Source organism: Allochromatium tepidum, assembly GCF_018409545.1.
Lineage (GTDB): Bacteria > Pseudomonadota > Gammaproteobacteria > Chromatiales > Chromatiaceae > Thermochromatium > Thermochromatium tepidum_A.
The window spans coordinates 1,827,202-1,847,828 of sequence record NZ_AP024563.1 but is presented as its reverse complement, the minus strand read 5'-3'; the positions used below and the strand labels follow the sequence as shown (position 1 = coordinate 1,847,828).

The following is a 20,627-nucleotide window of genomic DNA, read 5'->3' as shown; positions in this document are numbered from 1 at the left end:
AGACCGCTCGACACATCGCCCCCATGGAACTGACCAACCACATCATCCTGCTCGGCTCGGCCGTCGTCTTCGTCAGCGTGCTGGCGAGCGTGGTGACGGCGCGCGTCGGTGCGCCGCTGTTGCTGGTGTTCCTGGTGATGGGGATGCTGTTCGGCGAGGACGGTCCGGGCGGCATCTCCTTCCATGACGTGCAGCTCGCACACCTGCTCGGCAACCTGGCGCTGGCCGTCATCCTGTTCGACGGCGGTCTGGCCACCTGCTACAAGGACTTTCGCGTCGGTCTGCTTCCGGCGCTCGGACTGGCGACCCTGGGCGTGCTCATCACCACCGCGATCACAGGACTGTTCGCGGTCTGGTGGCTGGAGTTCGGCTGGCTGGAAGGGTTGTTGCTCGGTGCCATCGTCGGCTCCACCGACGCAGCGGCGGTGTTCTCGCTGTTGCGCTCCAACGGGATCGAACTCAAACAGCGCGTCGGCGCGACCCTGGAGATCGAGTCGGGCAGCAACGACCCCATGGCGATCTTCCTGACCATCGCCCTGATCGAGTTGTTGCTGAGCGATCAGGGCAACCCCGGACTGGTGCTCCTGACCGAGTTCGTGCGTCAGATGGGACTCGGCGCCCTGTTCGGACTGGCGGGCGGATTCGTCCTGGTCCGGCTCGTCAATCGACTGAAGATGTCGGCCGGACTCTATCCACTGGCGATCATGGCCGGCGGACTCTGTCTGTTCGGCGTCACGGCCACGCTGGACGGCAGTGGCTTTCTGGCCATCTATCTGGCCGGCATCGTGATCGGCAACCGCCCGCTCGAAGCGCGTCTGGAGATCAAGCGTTTCCACGACGGTCTGGCGCGGCTGGCCCAGATCGGCATGTTCCTGATGCTGGGGCTGCTGGTCACGCCCTCGGACCTGCTGTCGGTCGCGCCCGAGGCGCTACTGTTCGCCCTGGTGCTGATCCTGGTCGCGCGTCCGCTGGCCGTCTGGCTGTGTCTGCTGCCTTTTCGCTTTCCCTGGCGCGAACAGGTCTTCATCGGCTGGGTCGGGCTACGCGGGGCCGTGCCCATCATCCTGGCGCTGTTCCCACTGCTGGCCGGACTGACCCTGGCCCCGGTGATCTTCAACATCGTCTTCTTCGTGGTCCTGGTCTCGCTGCTGATCCAGGGCTGGACGGTCATCGGGCTGGCGCGCCGGCTGGGTCTGGAGGTTCCGCCGAGCACCCATCGGGTGCAGCGGGTCGAGCTCGACATCCCCGGTCAACAGGAACTGGAGTTCGTCGGCTACCGGCTGGCGGAGAACGCCCCGATCGTCGCCGAAGCCTCGGCGGCCCAGGCACGCCTGCCGTCCGGCTCGCGCCTGGTCGCCGTGCTGCGTGATGGGCGGCTGCTCGATCAGTGTGGCCCGGTGACGGTGCGTGCGGGCGATCATGTCTATCTGCTGGCCGATCCGGGCGATCTGGCCGAGCTGGACCGGCTCTTCGTCGCCGCACCCGAGACCGAACGTCTGTCGGAGCGTGCCTTCTTCGGCGAATTCGTGCTCGCCGGTACAGCCCGGCTGGCCGATCTCTGCGCCTTCTATGGTCTGAAGGTTCCGAGTGAGGATGGACAGCGCACGCTCGATGAACTGATCCGGCGCGAACTCAATGCGCATCCGGTGGTCGGCGACCGACTCCAGCTCGGCACCGTAGAACTGGTGGTGCGCGCCGTCGACGCGGACCGCGTCATCCAGGTCGGACTCAAGCTGCCGCGGGCCGACTGATGCCAGTCGATGGCGCTCGATGGCAAATTTCACGGCGGACGCACTGGGTGCACACCACCATGGCGGTTCAATAACACAACGAGGACACCGAACATGAGCCATGCCTCACTGACCGATCCCTTTGGTCGGAGCATCGATTATCTGCGGCTCTCGGTCACGGATCGCTGCGATCTGCGCTGCGGCTATTGTCTGCCCAAGGGCTTCAGGGGGTTCGAGGAGCCGGCGCACTGGTTGAGCTTCGAGGAGATCGAGCGCGTAGTCGCGGCTTTCACGATGCTGGGGGTGCGGCGGGTGCGTCTGACCGGGGGCGAGCCGCTGATGCGTCGTGGTCTGACCGAGCTGGCCGAACGTCTGTCGGCCCTGCCCGGTCTCGACGACTTCTCGCTGTCGAGCAATGCGACACAACTGGAGTCGCTCGCCGGGCCGCTGGCGCGTGCCGGTGTGCGGCGGCTCAACGTCAGTCTCGACAGCCTGGATCCCGAGGTCTTCCACCAGATCACAGGCGGCGATCTGACGCGGGTGCTGCGCGGCATCGCGGCGGCGCGGGAGGCCGGCATGGACCCGATCCGCGTCAATACGGTGGTGATGCGCGGCGTCAACGATGCCGAGATCGAGGACATCCTCGACTACTGCGCCGCGCATGGTTTCACCCTGCGTCTGATCGAGACCATGCCGATGGGGGCGACCGGACAGGCCGCGACGAGCGCCTTCGGCGACCTGGAACCGATCAAGCAGCGTCTGGAGCAGCGGTTCGAGCTGATCCCGGACATTCTGCCCGGCGGCGGTCCGGCCCGTTACTATCGGGTCGCCGGCGCCGAGACCCGGCTCGGCTTCATCACGCCGCTGTCGCAACACTTCTGCGCAACCTGCAACCGGGTGCGCCTCACCGTCGAGGGGACGCTGTATCTGTGTCTGGGTCAGGATCACAGCTATCCGCTGCGCGATCTGCTGCGCGCCGGGATCAGTGCCGTGGAACTCCAGGCGTACCTGCAACAGGCGATCGCCCTGAAACCCGAGCGCCATGCGTTCAACGAGCGCCCCGGACAGGTGGTGCGCTTCATGTCGATGACCGGCGGCTGAGATCCGCCCCGAACTCTAACCGGCGATCCCTTCCACCTTGTCGTAGACCTCGGCCAGCGACAGCTCGGCCTCGATCACAGATAGCGGGATGGACTCCGAGGACTCCTGATAGGTGCTCAGGCTCCAGGTTCCGTCCGGCCGGCGGAGGAACAGCTCGGCCTGTATCCGGTCCTGCGACAGCAGCAGATAGGCTTGCAGGCTTGGAAGGCTGCGGTAGTAGCGGAACTTGTCGCCGCGATCATAGGCTTCGGTGGAGTCCGAGAGTACCTCGACGATCAGCGTCGGGTTGGTGACGACGTCGCGCCGCCCGTCGTGGAACTCGCGCTCGCCGCAGATCACCATCACATCGGGATAGGCCCCCACATCGGCGGTGGCGATATGGACCTTCATGTCGCTTGGGTACACGCGGCAGGGTCGGCCCTTGAGCTGGTTTCCGAGCTCACGGACCACATTGGCGACGATGAGATTGTGCTCCTCGCTGCCGCCGGCCATTGTAAAGACCTCACCGGCCACGTATTCGCAGCGCCGATCGGTGGAGGTTCGCTCGATGGCGAGCCAGTCGTCGAAGGAGAGGTGCGGTTGAGGTTCGGCTGACATCATGGCCTCCTGTGGATCGTTGTACCGGATGTGGCTGGGCCGAATTATAGACGTCCCGTCGGCGGCCTGACAGATTGGGTCATGTTCGACCTGTGCCGGGATCCGGCCGCTTTCCCACACACTTCTCGGACAATGCCGACTACGCCTGCGCGACTGTTCGGGTGGATGGAGATGTTCGATCCGTCCGTCCGATCCAAGCCGGGCGCGCACGAGCGTCTCTTGGGCCTCGACGATGAAGGGCACGCTGAAGACGAAGACGCCTCCGGGTTTCAGACAGCGCAGACACTCGTGCGCGGCCGCCGGATAGTCGGGGACATGCTCCGGGACATCGAACGAAAGGATGGCCGCGAGGCCGTCATCGGTGAAGCTCAGGCGTGTGAGAGTGTCAGACCGATCTGCTGTGGCCGGCCGAACAGGGGGTGCGGGTCGACCGTCACAACCTGTAGCAGAATCCACAGGCGTTCACGGCCAATCCGTTGGTGATCAAGGCGATGGAGGCCGGTATGGACCTATCTGCCGCTGACCCTGATCGATGGCCGCATCGTCGCCCGTGGCGCCTATCTGTCGCGCGCCGAACTGGCGGAACAGCTCGGTCTGACCGCGACCGAAATGCGGCCGAACGCCAATCCCTTCCGGCGTCCCGAATCCGCCGCGCTGCGCGAGGCCGAGCGCACCCGTGGCGAGCTGGAGGCGCTGGGCGTGCAAAATCTGCATCTGGCGCTCAATGGGGTGCTCGATGCCGGAGACTCGGACGACCCCCGTGGCTCGGGCGATGGCGCAACGCGGCGCGGCGGTTCTGGCTGAAATGCCGGCTGGTCTCAGTCAGCTCCCCGTGACCACCACCCCCCTGCTGCCGATCGCCACGCTGGGACTCGCGGCCTTGCATCGTCTGGCCGATCCGGAGGCGGCCGGCCGGCCGCGCAGGGCCACGGCGTGATCCTGACCATGGGCAAGGGCGGTGTCGGCAAGACCACCCTGGCGGCGGCTCTGGCGCTGGGATTGGCCCGGCGCGGTCATCCGGTGCTCGCCCAGCGGTGCGCGGCCGAGGCTGAGTTCATCCGTCGCGTGAGCGAGGTTACGGGACGCCGTAGCGTCCTGGTGCCCTGGGTGATGGAGCCGCCGGTGGACGTGGAGGGATTGGGCCGACTGCTGGAGTGAGACGGCGGCACAGCGACTGCGCTGATGGCGAGAGAGAGCCCTCTACAAACGGTCGCTCAGGTCGCGCATGGCAAAACCGCTCCAGGGTCCATCGACGCCCTTGGCGAGTCCGAGCACCTTGAAGCGCTCGCCCATGGCCGTCGGCAGGAGCAGCTGCTTGGCGCCGAGTGCCAGGTCGAGAGCGGCCTCCGGCGCTGATGTCTGCATCAACCGGTCGATCCCACAGCCGATCAGAAAATGCGCCTGCGTGGTGAAACCGGCCAATTCGAACCCGGCGTCAATGCCCGCTTCAGCCGCCGCAGTGAAATCGACATGGGCGGTGATGTCCTGCAATCCGAGGTGTGCATAGGGGTCGGAATGGGCCTGATGGCGATGGTGACAGCGCAGCGTGCCCATGTGACGCTCCGGCTGATAGTACTCGGCGCGCGGATAGCCGTAGTCGATCAGGAGGGCCAGACCGCGTTCCATGACGCGCGACAGCGCCGAGAGCCAAGGGGCCAGACGCAGATTGATCTCGGACTCGTAGCCGGGCGCATTGGCTAGACCTACCGCGTGCAGTGCGGAAACGGCCTCGACCAATCCCGCTGAAACGGGCGGGATCGTCACTTCGACGAATTGACCATCCGGCGCAGTGACGCCGATCTCCAGGATCTCGCCGTCCGTGCCGATTCGAAAGCGATGCACCGGCATGGCGTCCAGCACTTCGTTGGCGATCACGACCCCGGCGAAACGCTCGGGCAGTGCCGTCAGCCAGTCGCAGCGGGCGAGCAGATGCGGGACAGCGGTCTCGATGGCGGCGCGCTGGCGCTCCTGGAGATCCGGGCTGGGTTCGAGAATCCGATAGCACTCGGGCAGGCGCTCCAACGACTCCAGTTCCAGCAGGATCTGCACGGCCAGCGCACCGCTTCCGGCGCCGAACTCCAGGATCTCGCCACTGTCGAGCCGTTCCAGCACCTCGGCACACTGGACCGCCAGACAGCGCCCGAACAGCGGCGAGAGTTCAGGCGCGGTGACGAAATCGCCGCCCGGCCCGAACTTGGGCGCTCCGGCGACGTAGTAGCCGAGTCCGGGCGCATAGAGCGCCAGCTCCATGAAGCGGTCGAAGGGGAACACGCCGCCCTGCTCCCGGATCTCGGCGCAGATACGGTCTTCGAGCCGGCGGCTGATGTCGGCGCCGATGTCGGTTGTGTGGTCAGTCATAACGCAGTCGTATCACCTCGAACAGTCCATCATCCACCAGCTCGCCCGCCGTGAGCCGGAACAGTCGCAGCTCTTTCTTCTCCCCGCCCCCGGCACCGACCATGAACACCCGACCATAATGCGGATGTACGGCTCCAGCCTTCTCCTTGTCGAATTGCTGGAGATGCGGGCCTTTGAACTCGACCAGCGCCACGCCGTCACCCGTCTTCCGCCCCTGCACGGCGACCAGGAAATCCGGAAAAAAGCCGACACCGCTCGACCACTGATACAGGGCCACGGACTCCGGTTTGCGCACCGGGTTGCGATGCCACCAGTCGACCTCGGGAGACGTATCCAGGATCTCGGCGAAGCGCTTTTCTTCAACCGATAAGTCCGGCGGAAACAGGCCGTACAGGTTGCGCTTGGCCTTTTCCGGAGGATCGTTGAAACGTTGCACGGCGGGCAGGGTCACGGGCTGAAGCTGAATCTGGCCGGCGCGACAGCGTTTATGCGCCTGCCGGATCAGGTTCGGGTTGCGGACCAGCACCCGTTCGAGCTGCTGAGTCAGTTCTTCTTCGGATTCAGGCATCTCGAAGCCATCGGCCTCCAACGCATCACGGAACCGTCGGCGCAGGGCCTGGAGAAACTGGCGGCGATCGACGTCCTCATACTCGAACGCAATCTGGCGCGCCCGCTGCGCGATTCCCGCCACCGACAAACTAGCCGGGATATCCTCATCCTCCGGGGTCTCTGCGTCCGCAAAGATGTCGAGTGTGCGCTGGACCAACTTGGCACGACGAGGCATACGGTCGCCCAGCACACGCGAGAAGTCGATGAACGACACCAACTGATCTTCGAAATCATCGGGATGCGGCGGCATGACCTCCGTCATCAGCGGCGGCGGATCCTTGACCTGCAACGGGTAGTCGTACTGCGCCTGAGCATCGAGTGCGAAGGCGCGAACCAGTGGTGTCTGACCCGGCTGAGTATCGGGCGTCGGCGTGGTTCGGGCCAACTCGGTCAGCTCGGGGAAGAAATCCGGCGTGTGCAGCTCAGGCGGCGCGGTATTCGGTGGGCGCGAGTCGTCGGAGGCGGTGCTGGATTCGGTGCCGGTCGCGGCGTCATCGGGCGTCGGATCGGGCGGAAAGATCGACGCGGTCTGTCCGGTTTTCACCACTTGGACGAACGATGAACCCTGGGTGTAGGTGACGACCGTTTCCGGCGCGGTGTCGGCCGTGCGGGCCTGAATCCGGTTGATGGCCGCCGCCGCGCCCGTCAGTCCCTCCTGGGCTTCGCTGTTGGCCAGGAACACATAGCCATGATTCAGAATCGGCGGCAGATCCGTCCGGCGCTGCAACAGCGAATGTACGCGCATGATGCGCCCGACGACCTGGATGCCGAAGTTCGCGTCACGGGTGCCGCGCAGTGCGGCCAGGGTGAAGGCGCGCGGGGCGTCGAAGCCCATCGCGATCGCCATCTTGAACACCAGCACCTCGACGCTCGGGTCTTGCGCCAGCGCCTGTAAGTTGGGGTCCGGTTCGTCGGCGACATGGACCTTGACGGCGGATTGAGCGAACTTGAGCGGTCCGGTCAGGTAGTCGCGGGCTTTTTGCAGCGCCGCGCCGCCGTTGGGCACCTGCACCAGCATCAGCGGGGTCAGTCCGATCCCCTGCTCGTCCAGCACGGCCTGGAGGTGACGGTGCATAGCGGCGCATTGGGACAAGGCCAGTTCCTCGAAGTCCACCAGCGCGGCTTCGTCGTTATTGCGGGTCAGGAAGCGCGCGGTCTTGACGCCGAGCTTGAGCAATCCGGCCTGATAGCCTTCGTAGCGCGTGATGGCTGAGTCACTCACCTGATAGCCGGTCGCCTCGGCAAAACGGACGATGTCGCTATCTTTGGGTGTGGCGGTCATCAAAAGGGCATAGTCGGGTTGCAGCACTTCGGTGAAGAAGCGGTAGGCTTCGCGGGCCTTGACGAAGCCGTGATGCGCCTCGTCCACCACCGCGCCGATGCGTAGACCCAGATCGCGGGCCAGGGCGATGAGGTCATCGATCGACAGACCGTCATCGCCGGTGACGCGCGCAAGGCGCGACTCCTTGGTCTTGGTCGCGACCGTCTGCCAGGTGATGACGAACAGCGCGCCCGGCGCCAGTTCGTCCGGGGTGCGCTGGTGCCGGATGTTGAGGATCTTCAGTTGGGGTGCCTGACGTCGCAGGCCGGCGGTAGCTTGATCGATGAGGGTGGCGTAGGGCGCAAACCAGAACCAGACCACGCGCTCCAATTCCGAGAAGCGGGCCGCGACCTCGGTGGCGATCAGGGTCTTGCCGGTGCCGGTCGGGGCCTGGAGCAGGACGGCGGCGGAAAGCTTGCGCAGTTTGGCCAGTTCGCGCGGGTCGGTCAGGCGGGCGTAGTTGTCGCGCTGGGCCTGAAAGCGGGCGACAAGTGCGGCGATGTGCCGCTCCTGAAATGACAAGGGGGTGAGGCGGCTCATGCGTCGTCATCTCCGTCTGTGGCGCTGAAGCGGAAGCCGCGCGTCAGTTCGGCCGGTACCGTGCGCAGATGGTCATCATCGACCAGACCGGCCAGCGCCGCCGGGGTCCAGGTGTAGACGATGGCGTGCGGGTGCTGATTCAGGGCTTCGCGCAGGGCCGACTTCATCCGGTCGGTGACGGTGGGCAGGTAGAGGATGGTCTGTCCATCCCAGACCGAGACCGATACGAGCGGCGCGCGTTCGGTCAGCGGGTGGTGATGTGTCAACTGGAGATAGGACCAGACCTGGTTGTCGTGCAGGCGTTCTTCGAGGCGATGGGTCGGGATGGGTGTGGCGCGCAGATAGGCGAAGCCGCCGCCCAGTCCTTCGACTGTTTGGCCCTTGGATGAGGTGTAGCCTTCGATGGCGCGGCGCACGCGGGTGGCGCAGACATCGCGGCACAGGTTTTTGTCGGGTTCGTCGTCGGTGGTTTCCGTGTTGGAGACGAGGATGAACCGACGCTCGCCGCCGTCTTCGCGGTTGAGCTGGAGCAGCGCGTGGGCGAGCGTGCCCGATCCGGCGAAGAAGTCGACCACCAGATCGCCGGGCTTGGTCGCCAGACGCAGGATGCGGTCCATCAGTTGCAGCGGCTTGGGCGTCGAGAAGACATCCTCGTTGCGGTCCTTGGGCAGGATCTCGTTGAGCTGCTTCTTGGCGTCCTGGGTGTGGCCCACGGCGTCGTAGGTCCACAGGGTTTGCGGGACCACGCCTTGTTTGACTTCGGAGAGGAAGCGCTTCAGGCGTGGCGTGTTATTGCCGCTTTTGCCCCACCAGATACGTTTGTCGGCGTCTAGTTCCAAAAACTTCGCTTTGGACACGCGCCAATAAGAACCGGCGGGAGGACCATCAATGATCCGCCCTGAGGGACACTCGATAGGGTAGCGCCCCTCACCATAGAAGTTCCGCGCCGCCAAGTCACCGGATGTCCAGGGGCCGCGCGGATCGTCATCGGGGTTCTTGTACGCCCGATCCTGTGCCGTCGAGCGCGGCAGCGGATTGGGCCGCCAGACGTCCCGATTGGCGGCATAGACCAACACATACTCGTGGTCGTCCGAGAAGTGAACGGCGGTGTTCTTGGGTGAAAAAACCTTCTGCCAGATGACGTTGGCGATGAAATTGCGCTCGCCGAACACCTTGTTCATCAACAGCCCGAGATTGAACAGCTCGTTGTCGTCGATGGACACGAAGATGACGCCATCCTCGGCCAGCAGATCACGCGCCAGCCGCAGACGCCGATACAGGAACTCCAGCCAGGTCGAGTGCCGGTAGCGGTCGGTTGCGTCGAAATAGCGGTCGTTGTAGACGAAATCCTTGCGCCCCGTGTTGTACGGCGGATCGATGTAGATCAGCTTGACCTGTCCGGCATGGGTGCTGACCAGCGTGCGCAGCGCGTCGTAGTTGTCGCCCTCGATGATGAGATCGCGCCAGGGCGCCGCACCGCAGGACAGCTCGGGGTCCAGCTCCAACCCGACGAAATCGCGGTTCAACGCCGTATCGGGCGCGATCTCGCGCCGCTCCCACACCAGACCATAGGGCATCCGGCGGTCGCGCCGCTTCAGCAGCTCGATGAGCGCCTCGCGTGAGAGGTGGTCGTAATCTGTTGGCATTTACGCAACGGCCTTGAGTTCCAGTTCCAGGTGCACGGCGTCATAGGGGAAATGGAGCTTACCGTCGGGCAGCTTGTCGATCACGCCGGCCTTGACGAGCGCCTGAGCATCGGTGTGCACACCCTTGACATCCCGCCCGACGCGCCGCGCCAATTCACGCACACCAACCGGACCCGCTCCGGTCAAGGCTCGCAGCAGCGTCCAGCGCCGTGCCGTCAGCACTGTGAAGAGCTGTTCCTCGGACGGGAATGACAAGACAGGCGCCGATGGCTCCGAGCCTTCCAGCGCGGCCAGCATCCGCGCCTTGGTCGTTTCCAAATCGCAAACATCGATCATCAGGGTGCGCATGGTCTGATCCTCACAGCAGAGTAGAGACATCGGCGAAGAAATCGTCCAGCAACTGACTCAGAGAGACGAACACATAGGGCATTTCGCGTTCGTCCACGCCCAAGTGCTTGTGATCGCCTTTACCGGCCTCGTTGTCATAACGCAGCACGCAGCGACCATTCACAACGAGCACGAGGCGGTATTTATACCGATGGTCGCTGCCGCACACGGGTTCGGGGACTTCCCAGACCTTCAATTCAACGAAAGCGTCGTCGGTCAGGGAGCGGCGGATGTCATGAAGGGCAACGGCTGGCATGTTGTGACTTTAGAAACAGCTCAGTCGTGTTGTCAATCAAGAAACGGGGAGGCGAGCAACCTGTCATACCTCAAACGCGCACTCCGCGCTCGATGACGACCCCGACATCGACCCCCTCCCCCACCGCGCCCGGCTTGTTGAGACTGAGCCGCAGCCAGGGAATGCCGAACTCGCGCATCAGGAGCGCCGCGCACTGCTCGGCCAGCGTCTCGACCAGCTCATGCCGGTTGTGCGTGACCACCTCGGTCAGACGACGGGTGACGGCGTCATAATCGAGCGCATCGGCGATACGGTCGCTCGCCGCCGCGCGCGCCACGTCGCCGGCCATCTCCAGATCCAGGATCACCGGGCGCGTGGTCTGTTTCTCCCAGTCGTGGATGCCGATCCGGGTCTCGAGGCGCAGGCCGCGAATGAAGACGATGTCAGTCATGGTACAGTTTCGAGCCTCGTGTCCGATTCCAACCTCAGATTCTACCCATGATCACAGCCACACTGCTCATCATCGCCGCCTATCTGCTCGGCTCGGTCTCCAGCGCCATCATCGTCTGCCGCCTGATGGGGCTGCCGGACCCGCGCACCCAGGGCTCGAACAATCCGGGCGCCACCAACGTCCTGCGCATCGGCGGCAAGAAGGCCGCCGCCATCACGCTCGTCGGCGACAGTCTCAAGGGACTGATCCCCATGCTCATCGGCCATGCCCTGGGCGCAAGTCCCGCCGTGCTCGCCGGGATCGGACTGGCGGCCTTCGTCGGCCATCTCTACCCGGTCTTCTTCGGCTTCAAGGGCGGCAAGGGCGTGGCCACCGCGCTCGGCGTCCAGTTCGGACTCTACTGGCCGATCGGACTCTGTGTCGCGGCCGTATGGCTGTTCGTGGCCAAGGTGCTCAAGATCTCCTCGCTCTCGGGCCTGATCTCGATGGCGCTGGCGCCGGTCTTCGTCTGGCTGTTCTGGGACGAAAAGGCGCTGATCGGGATGCAGCTCATCGTCACCGGCCTGCTGATCTGGCGTCATCGCAGCAACATCCGTAACCTGCTCGACGGCACCGAGGATCGGATCAGCGCCAAGACGACCTCTGACTGAAGCGTCCCTGGCCAGCCAGCGATCGAACAGGGCATTCATTCGAACTGCCGAGAGGCCGAGGCGATGAACCCATCAGACGCGAAGACAGCTCCACAACTGAACCGACAGAGTGAAGGACTCGATCGGCTGGTGGTCAGCAGCCATTTGCATCGCTCGGTGCTCGACGCCCTGCCCGCACAGATCGCCGTGCTCGATCAGGAGGCCCGGCTCATCGCGGTCAACCGGGCCTGGCGCGCCTTCTCGGCGGAACAGGGCCGCGACGATCGCGCCTGGAAAGACCTCGATCCCCGGACGCTCGCCGCCTGCCGCTGGTCGGGCGAGCATCCGGACGCGACCGCGCTCACGACGGCCCGCGGCATCGAGGACGTCATCCAGCGCCGCCGCCTGTGCTTCAGTGTCGAGCACCCCTGTCACACGACACAGCGTCAGTACTGGCTGCTGATGCGTGCCTTCCCTTTGCAGGGCGAACAGGAAGGCGCCGTCGTCACCTATCTGGACATCACCGAGCGCCGGCTGGCCGAGGAGGAAGCGCGACGCGCGCGCGATGCCCTGGCTCAGGTAGCTCGGCTCAATGCCGTCGGTGTGCTGGCCTCCTCGCTGATCCATGAGCTGCTCCAGCCGTTGAGTTCGGCCGGCTTCTACTGTAGCGCCGCCGGTCAGCTCGCCGAGGGGCCGGCCGCCAACCCCGAACGTCTGGTCGAGGTCATCCGGCGCATCGACGATCAGGTGCATCGTGCGGGCGACATCATGGAGCGTCTGCGCGCCTTTCTGCGCGGACGCAAGATGCATCGGGTGCGGGTTCCGGTCGATCAGGTGCTCAAACGCGCCCTGGATCTGGTGCGCTGGTTCGCCACCGACCGTCAGGTGAGGCTGGAGCTGGTCGCGCCCGAGCAACTGCCCGAGATCGAGAGCGATCCGGTGCAGATCGAACAGGTGCTGGTCAATCTGATCTGCAACGCAGTGCAGGCGATCGACACGGCCGGATGCGCCAGGCGCGAGGTGCGGATCGAGGTCGTGCCCTGCCGAGGCGAGATCGAATTCGTGGTGCGCGACACCGGGCCTGGCCTGCCGCCCGGACGCCATGCCGCCATCTTCGACATCTTCGAATCGAGCAATGATTCGGGGCTGGGGTTGGGACTGGCGATCAGTCGCGCGATCGCCGAGGACCACGGCGGACGGCTCTGGGCCGAGCCGACACCGAGTGAGGGCGCGGTCTTCCATCTCACATTGCCCACCGCCTGGGACGACGAGCCCGGCGATCCCAGCCCCCTGCTCTAGCACGCCGCGATCCCCGGCCGGCCTCACGCACCGCGCACGGGTTCCAGCTTCTCCATCGGCCAGCGCGCGCGCGGTTTGAAGGCGAGCGGTTCGGTCTGACCGGCCAGCAGCCGTTGACAGCCGGCGAAGGCGATCATTGCCCCATTGTCGGTACAGAGCGCCGGGCGCGGATAATAGGTCCGGCCGCCCTCGGCGGCGATCGCCTGATTCATCCGTTCGCGCAGACGGCGGTTGGCACTCACCCCGCCGGCGAGGATGAGCCGTTTGCGTCCGGTCTCGCGCAGGGCGCGCCGGCACTTGATGACCAGGGTGTCGACCACCGCCTCCTCGAAGGCGCGCGCGATGTCGGCGCGGGTCTGCTCGGGGTCGGCGGCCTGGGGCAGTTCGCTGTGCAAGGTGTTGAGGGTGAAGGTCTTGAGTCCGCTGAAGCTGAACTCCAGCCCCGGACGGTCGGTCATGGGCCGGGGGAAGCGAAAGCGTTCCGGGTCGCCGTGCTCGGCCAGCCGCGCCAGTTCGGGACCGCCCGGATAGGGCAGGCCCAGGATCTTGGCCGTCTTGTCGAACGCCTCGCCCGCCGCGTCGTCGAGCGATTCGCCAAGGATGCGATAGCGCCCGATGCCGAGTACGTCGACTAACTGGGTGTGTCCGCCCGAGACCAGGAGCGCCACGAAGGGGAACTCGGGCGCCGGTTCTTCCAGGAGCGGCGCCAGCAGGTGGCCCTCCATGTGATGCACCCCGATCGCCGGCACCTTCCAGGCCCAGGCGAGCGCGCGCCCGAGCGCCGAGCCGACCAGCAATGCCCCGATCAGCCCCGGACCGGCGGTGTAGGCCACGCCGTCGATATGCGCGCGTTTGAGCCCGGACTCGTCGAGCACCTGACGGATCAGCGGTAGGGTCTTGCGGATATGGTCGCGCGAGGCCAGCTCAGGCACTACGCCGCCATATTCGGCATGGATCTCGACCTGACTGTAGACGGCCTGCGCCAGAAGTCCGCGCCCGTCTTGGTACACCGCGATCCCCGTCTCGTCGCACGAGGTTTCGATTCCCAGCACTCGCATCGTCATTAAGCCCCGCAAAAGCGGCCTGAAGCCCAAAATCCGAAAGATCGGTGCATCATAGCCTTTGCGCCGTCGCTCGACCATGCGCTATAATCCAGGATCTTTTACCTTTCACCCATCCATCAACCGGAGACAGCAAGGGATCCCGTCCTATGCCCAGCGTTCGCGTCAAAGAAAACGAGCCATTCGAAGTCGCCATGCGGCGTTTCAAGCGTTCCTGCGAGAAAGCGGGAGTACTCGCCGAGGTCCGCCGTCGTGAGTTCTACGAGAAGCCGACCTCCGAGCGCAAGCGCAAGAAGGCGGCCGCCGTCAAGCGTCACCAGAAGAAGCTCCAGCGCGAAGCCCGTCGCTGGGAACGCCCGTACTGAGTCAGGCGCGTCCAGGGAATGGCCGATACGTCCCATCGGCCAACGCTCGCCCTGAATCCTCCAGATCGAACTGCATTCAAGTGCTGAACCATCCGTATGCTCAAGTCACGCCTCCAGGATGACATGAAGACCGCCATGAAGGCGGGAGACAAGGCCAAGCTCGGCGTGATTCGGCTGATGCTGGCCGCCGTCAAGCAGCGCGAGGTCGACGAGCGCATCGAGCTCGACGACGCCCAGACGCTGGCCGTGCTCGACAAGATGGTCAAGCAACGGCGCGACTCGATCAGCCAGTACGAGAGCGCCGGGCGCGAGGATCTGGCCGAGGTCGAGCGCTTCGAGGTCGGGGTCATCCAGGACTACCTGCCCGCCGCGCTGAGCGACGCCGAGATCGCCGCCCTCCTCGAAGAGGCTATCGCCGCCTCCGGCGCCGCCGCCATGAGCGACATGGGCAAGGTGATGAACGTGCTGCGCCCCCAGATCCAGGGCCGCGCCGACATGGGCGCCGTCAGCGCCCTGGTCAAGCAGCGCCTCGGAGGCTAGACCGCGCCGCGCATGCCCCGCATGGCCGGACGCATCCCGCCCGAATTCATCGATCAACTGCTCGCGCGAACCGATATCGTCGAACTCATCGGCTCGCGCCTCCAGTTGCGCAAGGCCGGGCGCGAGTTCCAGGCCCGCTGCCCCTTCCACGACGAAAAGACCCCGTCCTTCAACGTCAGCCCGGACAAGCAGGTCTATCACTGCTTCGGCTGCGGCGCGAGCGGGACTGCCATCGGCTTTCTGATGGAGTACGACCATCTCTCCTTCCGCGAGGCGGTGGAGGAGCTGGCCGAACGTGCCGGACTGGAGATCCCGAGCGACGGCGAGCCGATGCAGGCCGCGCCGGATCATGGGCCGCTCTATCGGTTGATGGAGGACGCCGCCGCCTTCTATCGTCGACAGTTGCGTGAGCATCCTGAAGCCCAGCGCGCCATCGAGTACCTGAAGAGACGCGGATTGACCGGCGAGATCGCCGCGCGCTTCGGTCTCGGCTATGCGCCGGCGCGCGGCAATCCCGTGCTCACCCAGTTCGGCCGCGATGCCGCCGCGTGCGCCCGGCTCCAGACCGTCGGGCTGGTCTCCGAGCAGGACGGCCGGCAGTACGACAAATTTCGCGACCGCGTGCTGTTTCCGATCCGCGACCGGCGTGGGCGCGTCATCGGCTTCGGCGGGCGCGTGCTCGGCGACGGCAAGCCCAAGTATCTCAACTCGCCTGAGACGCCGATCTTCCACAAGGGCCGCGAGCTCTATGGACTCCACGAGGCCCAGCGGGCCAATCGCAAGCTCGAAGCCCTGATCGTGGTCGAGGGCTATCTCGACGTCATCGCCCTGGCGCAGTTCGGCATCACCAATGCCGTGGCCACGCTCGGCACGGCGACCACGCCCGAGCATCTCAACCAACTGTTCAAGCTCGCGCCGGACATCGTCTTCTGCTTCGACGGCGACCGCGCCGGGCGCGCAGCGGCCTGGAAGGCGTTGGAGACCGCCCTGCCCCTGGCGACCGGACACCAGGCGATCCGCTTTCTGTTCCTGTCCGAGGGCGATGACCCGGACACACTGGTGCGCCGCGAAGGTGCCGAGGGCTTCCGATCGCGCCTGGAGCAGGCCCAACCGTTGTCCGATTTCCTCTTCGAGCATCTGAGAGAAACGATGGACACCACCACCATGGACGGACGCGCGCGCTTCGCCGGCCGGCTCCAGCCCTACATCGATCGATTGCCCAGCGGACTCTATCGCGACCTGCTGACCAAGCGGCTCGCGGATTTTACGGGCGCGCCGGTTCAGACGCTCCAGCCGGCTGCTGCGCGCCGACGTCAGCCCAAGGCACGCCTCGCCCAGCCCACGCGCCCGAGTCTGGTCGCCCAGGCCATTGCACTGCTGCTCGACCGCCCCGATCTGGCGCCCCAGGCGTTGACGATCAGCGACGACTGGCGCCGCTCGACCCATCGCGGCATCGCTATCCTGGCCCAGTTGCTCGACCTGCTCAGCCGGTCGCCCGAACTCAGCAAGGCGCGACTCCTGGAACGCTGGCGCGAGCATCCTCATTTCGGCTATCTGCAACGCCTGAGCGTCGATCCCTTTCTGCGCGACATGAGCGCCGAGGGCGCCGCTGCCGAGCTGACGGGCGCCATCGAGCGCCTGAGCGACGAGGTGCGCGAACACGAATGGCGCCGGCTGCTCAACAAGCGCAGCCCGAGCGAATGGACGCCGGAGGAACGTGCCCGACTCGCCCGGCTCGACTGGAGCATTCGAGAACCTGAGCCGGACTAGCTTTTTCAGCGAGATCGTCTATCTATTTTGTGGTCAGCCCCAGAGAAGCGGATCGCGTCCACCCGACGCCCCGTACAGCAAGCCCCGCTGCCGGCCGACCGACCGTCGTATCTCTCCACACGGGAGAGAGTATCGTGTTAGACTACGTGGTTCGCTTTCGAGCCGACTTTGGCCGCACCCAGATCAAGGTACCCCATGGATCAAGAACAGCAGCAGTCTCAACTGAAGCAACTGATCGCCAAGGGCAAAGAACAAGGTTATCTGACCTACACCGAGGTCAACGACCATCTCCCCCCCGGCATCGTCGAGACTGACCAAATCGAAGACATCGTCAGGATGATCAACGACATGGGCATCATGGTCCAGGAGACCGCCCCGGATGTCGTCGATCACACCCTGAGCGACAGCGCCGTCTCCGACGACGAGGCCGCCGAGGCCGCCGCCGCGGCGCTGGCCAGCGTCGACAGCGAGTTCGGACGCACCACCGACCCGGTGCGCATGTACATGCGCGAGATGGGCACGGTGGAGCTGCTGACCCGCGAGGGCGAGCTCCAGATCGCCAAGCGCATCGAGGACGGACTCAATCAGGTGCTCGACGCCCTGTCGGTCTATCCGCGCTCGATCGAGAAGCTGATCGAGATCTTCGACCGTGTCGATCGCGAAGAGACCCGTCTGACCGATGTCATCTCCGGCTTCAACGACGAACCCGCCGAAGTCGAGGAGGCGCCAGCGACCGACGCCCAGGCCGTGAGCGATCTCGACGCCGACAAGACCGATCTGGACGTCGAGGCCGCCGACATCGACAGCGACGATGACGACGACACGGCCGTTGAGGTCGATACCGGTCCCGACCCCGAGGACGCCGCGCGCCGCGCCAACCTGCTGCGCGAGCGCTATCAGACCCTGAAGTCTGCGCTCGAAGCCTACGGCCGCGACGACGAGCGCTCGCGTGAGGCCATGCAAGCGGTCTCCGAGGTCTTCCTCCAGTTCAAGCTGGTCGCGCCCGTGTTCCAGGAACTGGCCGAGATCCTGCGCGCGACCATCGAGCGCATCCGGACCCAGGAACGCGCCATCATGAGCCTGTGCGTCGAGCAGGCCGGCATGGGGCGCAAGGAGTTCATCGAGACCTTCCCCAGCAACGAGACCAATCCCGAGTGGCTCGACGGCCTGATCGCCGGCGGTCGTCCGTTCAGCGCGAGACTCCAGGCGCTGGCGCCCGACATCCAGCGCGCCCAGCGCAAGCTCCAGGACATCGAGCGCGAGAACATCCTCACCATCGGCGAGATCAAGGAAGTCAATCGCAAGATGTCGATCGGCGAGGCCAAGGCCCGGCGCGCCAAGAAGGAGATGGTCGAGGCCAACCTGCGTCTGGTGATCTCGATCGCCAAGAAATATACCAATCGCGGGCTGCAATTCCTGGATCTGATCCAGGAGGGCAACATCGGTCTGATGAAGGCGGTCGATAAGTTCGAATACCGGCGCGGCTACAAGTTCTCGACCTATGCGACCTGGTGGATCCGGCAGGCCATCACGCGCTCGATCGCCGATCAGGCGCGCACCATCCGTATCCCGGTGCATATGATCGAGACGATCAACAAGCTCAACCGCATCTCGCGCCAGATGATCCAGGAGATGGGCCGCGAGGCCACGCCGGAAGAGCTGGCCGCGCGCATGGACATGCCCGAGGACAAGGTGCGCAAGGTGCTGAAGATCGCGAAAGAGCCGATTTCGATGGAGACGCCGATCGGCGACGACGAGGACTCGCATCTGGGCGACTTCATCGAGGACTCGGGCGTGATCTCGCCGCTCGATTCGGCGACCGCCGAGGGGTTGCGCGAGGCGACGCAGAACATGCTGGCCAGTTTGACGTCGCGCGAGGCCAAGGTGTTGCGGATGCGTTTCGGCATCGACATGAACACCGACCACACGCTCGAAGAGGTCGGCAAGCAGTTCGACGTCACCCGCGAGCGTATCCGTCAGATCGAGGCCAAGGCGCTGCGCAAGCTGCGTCATCCGACGCGATCGGATAAACTACGCAGCTTCCTCGACTAACGAATGATCGGACTTGGCGCCAGGGAGGGCGCAATCGTCCATCACTGCTCTTCGGGCCGTTAGCACAGCGGTTAGTGCAGGAGACTCATAATCTCTTGGTCGTAGGTTCGAATCCTACACGGCCCACCACTAAGCTCTTGGAAGCGAAGCGATTGTCAACTACCCCGCCCTGAAGGGCGGAGCTTGTGAGAGCAAGCTGGGTTGACCAGCCTCAGCCCGCCTGACCGGGACGGTCGAAAGGGGCTCCGTGTGCAACAGGTCGTTAAGACTCACCGGCGGATGCTTCCTCAGTCCGCCGCTCTGAAAGGTCGAGATCAGGCTGACGAAAGGTAAAGCGTCGAAGGTCTTGATCGCCGCCGCGAGGCGGGAGCCGGTGGCACACATTGGCGAGGGGAGCGTGTCGCGTCGTGAGACGCCGCACCGTCACTCGGCCCTTACGGGCAGAGCCTCGCGGCCCGGCAGGTGGAAAGCCTGCACCTGTTTCCGGCGGCTGCCATGTCGTAGCCGCTCTCCCTCCCCGCCCTGAAGGGCGGGGTTTCTCGCGGAAGAACTGATGAGCTTCGCCTAGCATTCGATCTCTTCTGCTCGACGGCTCTGGTCCATTTCTGGTCCCGGAACGTCAACCCCAAGTTGATCTTGATCCGTCTGCACTCGTGGTGTCAGTGGCGTTTCTGCCATTGTCCAGGCCGCGTCGGCACGGCATAGCCGTCTAAGGTCGTGACCGTTGCGGTATGATGTTGCGTGTCGTACCGAGACCAGCCCTTTTAAGGTGGCTTCAAGTTGTTGTAAAATATCGTTATTTTAAAGATGTCACAGGCCCGTCACGCTATTGAAACCACCGGTGGTTTACTCGAACGCTTGTTGCCCAAACATATCCATAGCGTGACCGCCGCCGGATTCGAACTCAAGACGGCTTTCTTCATCCCGGCCTGTAGCCTCAATTTCCTCTTCTGAGTCTCAGAGGGCGACAACTTGGGTTTCCATAGGTTTTTTGGGACAAAGTTTTGCCCTCCATACATCCATCCATCCGGGCGTGGCCGCGCCATGACGGCCACGTCCGCGTACTGGCCACCCTTGGCGGCGATGTTTCAGTGCATTCATGAAGCCGTCGACCTGCTGGAGAATCCGGAGCAACGACCCGCCGCCGAAGTGAGGGCGCGTTAGGTGCGTGATTTTGCCAAGCGGCTCAAGACCCCGGTCGGGGAAACGATCCGCCCCTGGGGCACGCCTTTCATCAAGATCACCCAGAGTTATTGGCCGGGGCTCTTTCACACCTACTTCCCGCCATCGACAGCCGGCCGGCGGCAACGGCCCTCGAACATGGCCTGACGCCGTCACGCGCAACCCGGATGATTTCGCGTTGCCGGGCGTTCGGGTCATCGATCCCTGGCAGATCGGTGACGGCTGAACGTTCCAGTCTCTGCGACCTGACTGTGCGACGCAAACCGGATGACGCCCTACCGTTCAGCATCATAGAATCCGAATGTTCTGAATTGAGAACGGCAGGCAATGCCGCTATCTAGGCCAACCACACGACAATTCTGATGACAGAGAGGAGCAAGACATGGCCATCGAGGTCAACGGCCGCACCATCGCCACCACCGACACCGGTTATCTTGAGAATTACGCCGACTGGGACGAGGACGTCGCCCGCAAGCTCGCCGAGATCGAAGGCATCGAGCTGACCGACAAGCACTGGGACGTGATCAACTATCTGCGCGACGAATACATCAACAACGGCCAGAATCAGCCGATGGAGCGCGTGGTGCTCAAGGACATGGGCAAGATGTGGGGCAACAAGCCCACCAGCAAGGATCTCTACCGGCTCTTCCCGCTGGCGCCCACCAAGCAGGGCACCAAGATCGCCGGACTGCCGGCGGTCAAGCGCAAGGGCGGTTACTGACAAAAAAAGCCGGTGTTTGCACCGGCCCTTTCG

Annotated in this window: 19 protein-coding genes, 1 tRNA gene and 2 pseudogenes; 13 read left to right on the top strand and 9 right to left on the bottom strand. The window is 64.6% G+C overall.

Annotated features, from left to right (window positions below; all coding sequences use genetic code 11):
• Positions 1–23: 23 nt before the first annotated feature.
• Complete coding sequence (locus Atep_RS08915) at positions 24–1,751, top strand: potassium/proton antiporter (protein WP_213378210.1); 1,728 nt, start codon at positions 24–26, stop codon at positions 1,749–1,751.
• A 93-nt stretch (positions 1,752–1,844) separates the two neighbouring features.
• Positions 1,845–2,831 (top strand): GTP 3',8-cyclase MoaA, encoded by a 987-nt coding sequence (gene moaA, locus Atep_RS08910; protein WP_213378209.1) that lies wholly within the window; start codon positions 1,845–1,847, stop codon positions 2,829–2,831.
• Positions 2,832–2,846: 15 nt separating this feature from the next.
• Here the strand turns inward: moaA and Atep_RS16655 are convergent, their stop codons facing one another.
• Complete coding sequence (locus tag Atep_RS16655) at positions 2,847–3,428, bottom strand: Uma2 family endonuclease (RefSeq protein ID WP_236786091.1); 582 nt, start codon at positions 3,426–3,428, stop codon at positions 2,847–2,849.
• A gap of 243 nt (positions 3,429–3,671) precedes the next feature.
• A pseudogene (locus Atep_RS17140) lies at positions 3,672–3,884 on the bottom strand (methyltransferase domain-containing protein); the annotation flags it as partial.
• Positions 3,885–4,037: 153 nt separating this feature from the next.
• On the opposite strand from Atep_RS17140, the gene Atep_RS08895 reads away from it, so the two are divergent.
• Positions 4,038–4,232, top strand: coding sequence for a hypothetical protein (locus Atep_RS08895; protein ID WP_213378202.1), 195 nt, complete (start codon positions 4,038–4,040; stop codon positions 4,230–4,232).
• A 129-nt stretch (positions 4,233–4,361) separates the two neighbouring features.
• A complete protein-coding gene (locus tag Atep_RS08890) occupies positions 4,362–4,586 on the top strand; it encodes a nucleotide-binding protein (protein ID WP_236786089.1) in 225 nt (74 codons plus the stop codon).
• A gap of 42 nt (positions 4,587–4,628) precedes the next feature.
• Here Atep_RS08890 and Atep_RS08885 read toward each other — a convergent pair whose 3' ends face one another.
• The 6 genes from Atep_RS08885 to folB all read right to left on the bottom strand — a co-directional run bounded on the left by Atep_RS08885 (position 4,629) and on the right by folB (position 10,975).
• On the bottom strand, positions 4,629–5,786 hold the full coding sequence (locus tag Atep_RS08885) for a class I SAM-dependent methyltransferase (protein WP_213378193.1): 1,158 nt from the start codon (positions 5,784–5,786) through the stop codon (positions 4,629–4,631).
• Positions 5,779–8,256, bottom strand: coding sequence for a DEAD/DEAH box helicase (locus tag Atep_RS08880; protein ID WP_213378185.1), 2,478 nt, complete (start codon positions 8,254–8,256; stop codon positions 5,779–5,781). The genes Atep_RS08885 and Atep_RS08880 overlap by 8 nt, the downstream gene beginning before the upstream one ends.
• Entirely contained in the window at positions 8,253–9,902 is a 1,650-nt protein-coding gene (locus tag Atep_RS08875; protein ID WP_213378183.1) for a site-specific DNA-methyltransferase, read from the bottom strand. The genes Atep_RS08880 and Atep_RS08875 overlap by 4 nt, the downstream gene beginning before the upstream one ends.
• Positions 9,903–10,280 (bottom strand): HVO_A0114 family putative DNA-binding protein, encoded by a 378-nt coding sequence (locus Atep_RS08870; RefSeq protein WP_213378181.1) that lies wholly within the window; start codon positions 10,278–10,280, stop codon positions 9,903–9,905.
• Entirely contained in the window at positions 10,261–10,545 is a 285-nt protein-coding gene (locus tag Atep_RS08865) for a toxin-antitoxin system TumE family protein (protein ID WP_213378179.1), read from the bottom strand. Before Atep_RS08865 ends, Atep_RS08870 begins: the two co-directional genes overlap by 20 nt.
• A gap of 70 nt (positions 10,546–10,615) precedes the next feature.
• Positions 10,616–10,975, bottom strand: coding sequence for a dihydroneopterin aldolase (gene folB / locus Atep_RS08860; protein ID WP_213378178.1), 360 nt, complete (start codon positions 10,973–10,975; stop codon positions 10,616–10,618).
• 47 nt (positions 10,976–11,022) lie between these two features.
• Here folB and plsY point away from each other — a divergent pair, with 47 nt between their 5' ends.
• Positions 11,023–11,625, top strand: a complete 603-nt coding sequence (plsY, locus tag Atep_RS08855; RefSeq protein ID WP_213378176.1) for a glycerol-3-phosphate 1-O-acyltransferase PlsY — start codon at positions 11,023–11,025, stop codon at positions 11,623–11,625.
• Positions 11,626–11,688: 63 nt separating this feature from the next.
• On the top strand, positions 11,689–12,903 hold the full coding sequence (locus Atep_RS08850; protein WP_213378168.1) for a sensor histidine kinase: 1,215 nt from the start codon (positions 11,689–11,691) through the stop codon (positions 12,901–12,903).
• A gap of 23 nt (positions 12,904–12,926) precedes the next feature.
• Here Atep_RS08850 and tsaD read toward each other — a convergent pair whose 3' ends face one another.
• Positions 12,927–13,961 carry a tRNA (adenosine(37)-N6)-threonylcarbamoyltransferase complex transferase subunit TsaD gene (tsaD, locus tag Atep_RS08845; RefSeq protein WP_213378159.1) on the bottom strand — a complete coding sequence of 345 codons (1,035 nt, stop codon included), beginning with the start codon at positions 13,959–13,961 and terminating at the stop codon, positions 12,927–12,929.
• A 152-nt stretch (positions 13,962–14,113) separates the two neighbouring features.
• On the opposite strand from tsaD, the gene rpsU reads away from it, so the two are divergent.
• From rpsU to Atep_RS08810, 7 genes and pseudogenes are all read left to right on the top strand, one after another.
• Complete coding sequence (gene rpsU, locus Atep_RS08840; RefSeq protein WP_005220880.1) at positions 14,114–14,329, top strand: 30S ribosomal protein S21; 216 nt, start codon at positions 14,114–14,116, stop codon at positions 14,327–14,329.
• A 96-nt stretch (positions 14,330–14,425) separates the two neighbouring features.
• Positions 14,426–14,869: a GatB/YqeY domain-containing protein gene (locus Atep_RS08835; RefSeq protein ID WP_213378146.1), complete on the top strand. Its 444-nt coding sequence runs from the start codon at positions 14,426–14,428 to the stop codon at positions 14,867–14,869.
• A 21-nt stretch (positions 14,870–14,890) separates the two neighbouring features.
• Positions 14,891–16,639 carry a DNA primase gene (dnaG, locus tag Atep_RS08830; RefSeq protein ID WP_213381502.1) on the top strand — a complete coding sequence of 583 codons (1,749 nt, stop codon included), beginning with the start codon at positions 14,891–14,893 and terminating at the stop codon, positions 16,637–16,639.
• Between the two features lie 195 nt (positions 16,640–16,834).
• Complete coding sequence (gene rpoD / locus Atep_RS08825) at positions 16,835–18,691, top strand: RNA polymerase sigma factor RpoD (protein WP_213378144.1); 1,857 nt, start codon at positions 16,835–16,837, stop codon at positions 18,689–18,691.
• Positions 18,692–18,744: 53 nt separating this feature from the next.
• Positions 18,745–18,820: transfer RNA gene (locus Atep_RS08820), tRNA-Ile, on the top strand.
• A 678-nt stretch (positions 18,821–19,498) separates the two neighbouring features.
• A pseudogene (locus Atep_RS08815) lies at positions 19,499–19,645 on the top strand (IS982 family transposase); the annotation flags it as partial.
• 610 nt (positions 19,646–20,255) lie between these two features.
• Positions 20,256–20,594, top strand: coding sequence for a TusE/DsrC/DsvC family sulfur relay protein (locus Atep_RS08810; protein WP_213378135.1), 339 nt, complete (start codon positions 20,256–20,258; stop codon positions 20,592–20,594).
• Positions 20,595–20,627: the final 33 nt, after the last annotated feature.

Bases quoted from the DNA above. Each gene is read 5' to 3' on its own strand.
- moaA (WP_213378209.1), top strand. From the start codon at position 1,845: ATGAGCCATGCCTCACTGACCGATCCCTTTGGTCGGAGCATCGATTAT.
- Atep_RS08870 (WP_213378181.1), bottom strand. From the start codon at position 10,280: ATGTCTCTACTCTGCTGTGAGGATCAGACCATGCGCACCCTGATGATC.
- Atep_RS08880 (WP_213378185.1), bottom strand. From the start codon at position 8,256: ATGAGCCGCCTCACCCCCTTGTCATTTCAGGAGCGGCACATCGCCGCA.
- Atep_RS16655 (WP_236786091.1), bottom strand. From the start codon at position 3,428: ATGTCAGCCGAACCTCAACCGCACCTCTCCTTCGACGACTGGCTCGCC.
- Atep_RS08875 (WP_213378183.1), bottom strand. From the start codon at position 9,902: ATGCCAACAGATTACGACCACCTCTCACGCGAGGCGCTCATCGAGCTG.
- rpsU (WP_005220880.1), top strand. From the start codon at position 14,114: ATGCCCAGCGTTCGCGTCAAAGAAAACGAGCCATTCGAAGTCGCCATG.
- Atep_RS08915 (WP_213378210.1), top strand. From the start codon at position 24: ATGGAACTGACCAACCACATCATCCTGCTCGGCTCGGCCGTCGTCTTC.
- Atep_RS08850 (WP_213378168.1), top strand. From the start codon at position 11,689: ATGAACCCATCAGACGCGAAGACAGCTCCACAACTGAACCGACAGAGT.
- Atep_RS08865 (WP_213378179.1), bottom strand. From the start codon at position 10,545: ATGCCAGCCGTTGCCCTTCATGACATCCGCCGCTCCCTGACCGACGAC.
- Atep_RS08810 (WP_213378135.1), top strand. From the start codon at position 20,256: ATGGCCATCGAGGTCAACGGCCGCACCATCGCCACCACCGACACCGGT.
- Atep_RS08885 (WP_213378193.1), bottom strand. From the start codon at position 5,786: ATGACTGACCACACAACCGACATCGGCGCCGACATCAGCCGCCGGCTC.
- tsaD (WP_213378159.1), bottom strand. From the start codon at position 13,961: ATGCGAGTGCTGGGAATCGAAACCTCGTGCGACGAGACGGGGATCGCG.
- plsY (WP_213378176.1), top strand. From the start codon at position 11,023: ATGATCACAGCCACACTGCTCATCATCGCCGCCTATCTGCTCGGCTCG.
- folB (WP_213378178.1), bottom strand. From the start codon at position 10,975: ATGACTGACATCGTCTTCATTCGCGGCCTGCGCCTCGAGACCCGGATC.
- Atep_RS08895 (WP_213378202.1), top strand. From the start codon at position 4,038: ATGCGGCCGAACGCCAATCCCTTCCGGCGTCCCGAATCCGCCGCGCTG.
- rpoD (WP_213378144.1), top strand. From the start codon at position 16,835: ATGGATCAAGAACAGCAGCAGTCTCAACTGAAGCAACTGATCGCCAAG.
- dnaG (WP_213381502.1), top strand. From the start codon at position 14,891: ATGGCCGGACGCATCCCGCCCGAATTCATCGATCAACTGCTCGCGCGA.
- Atep_RS08835 (WP_213378146.1), top strand. From the start codon at position 14,426: ATGCTCAAGTCACGCCTCCAGGATGACATGAAGACCGCCATGAAGGCG.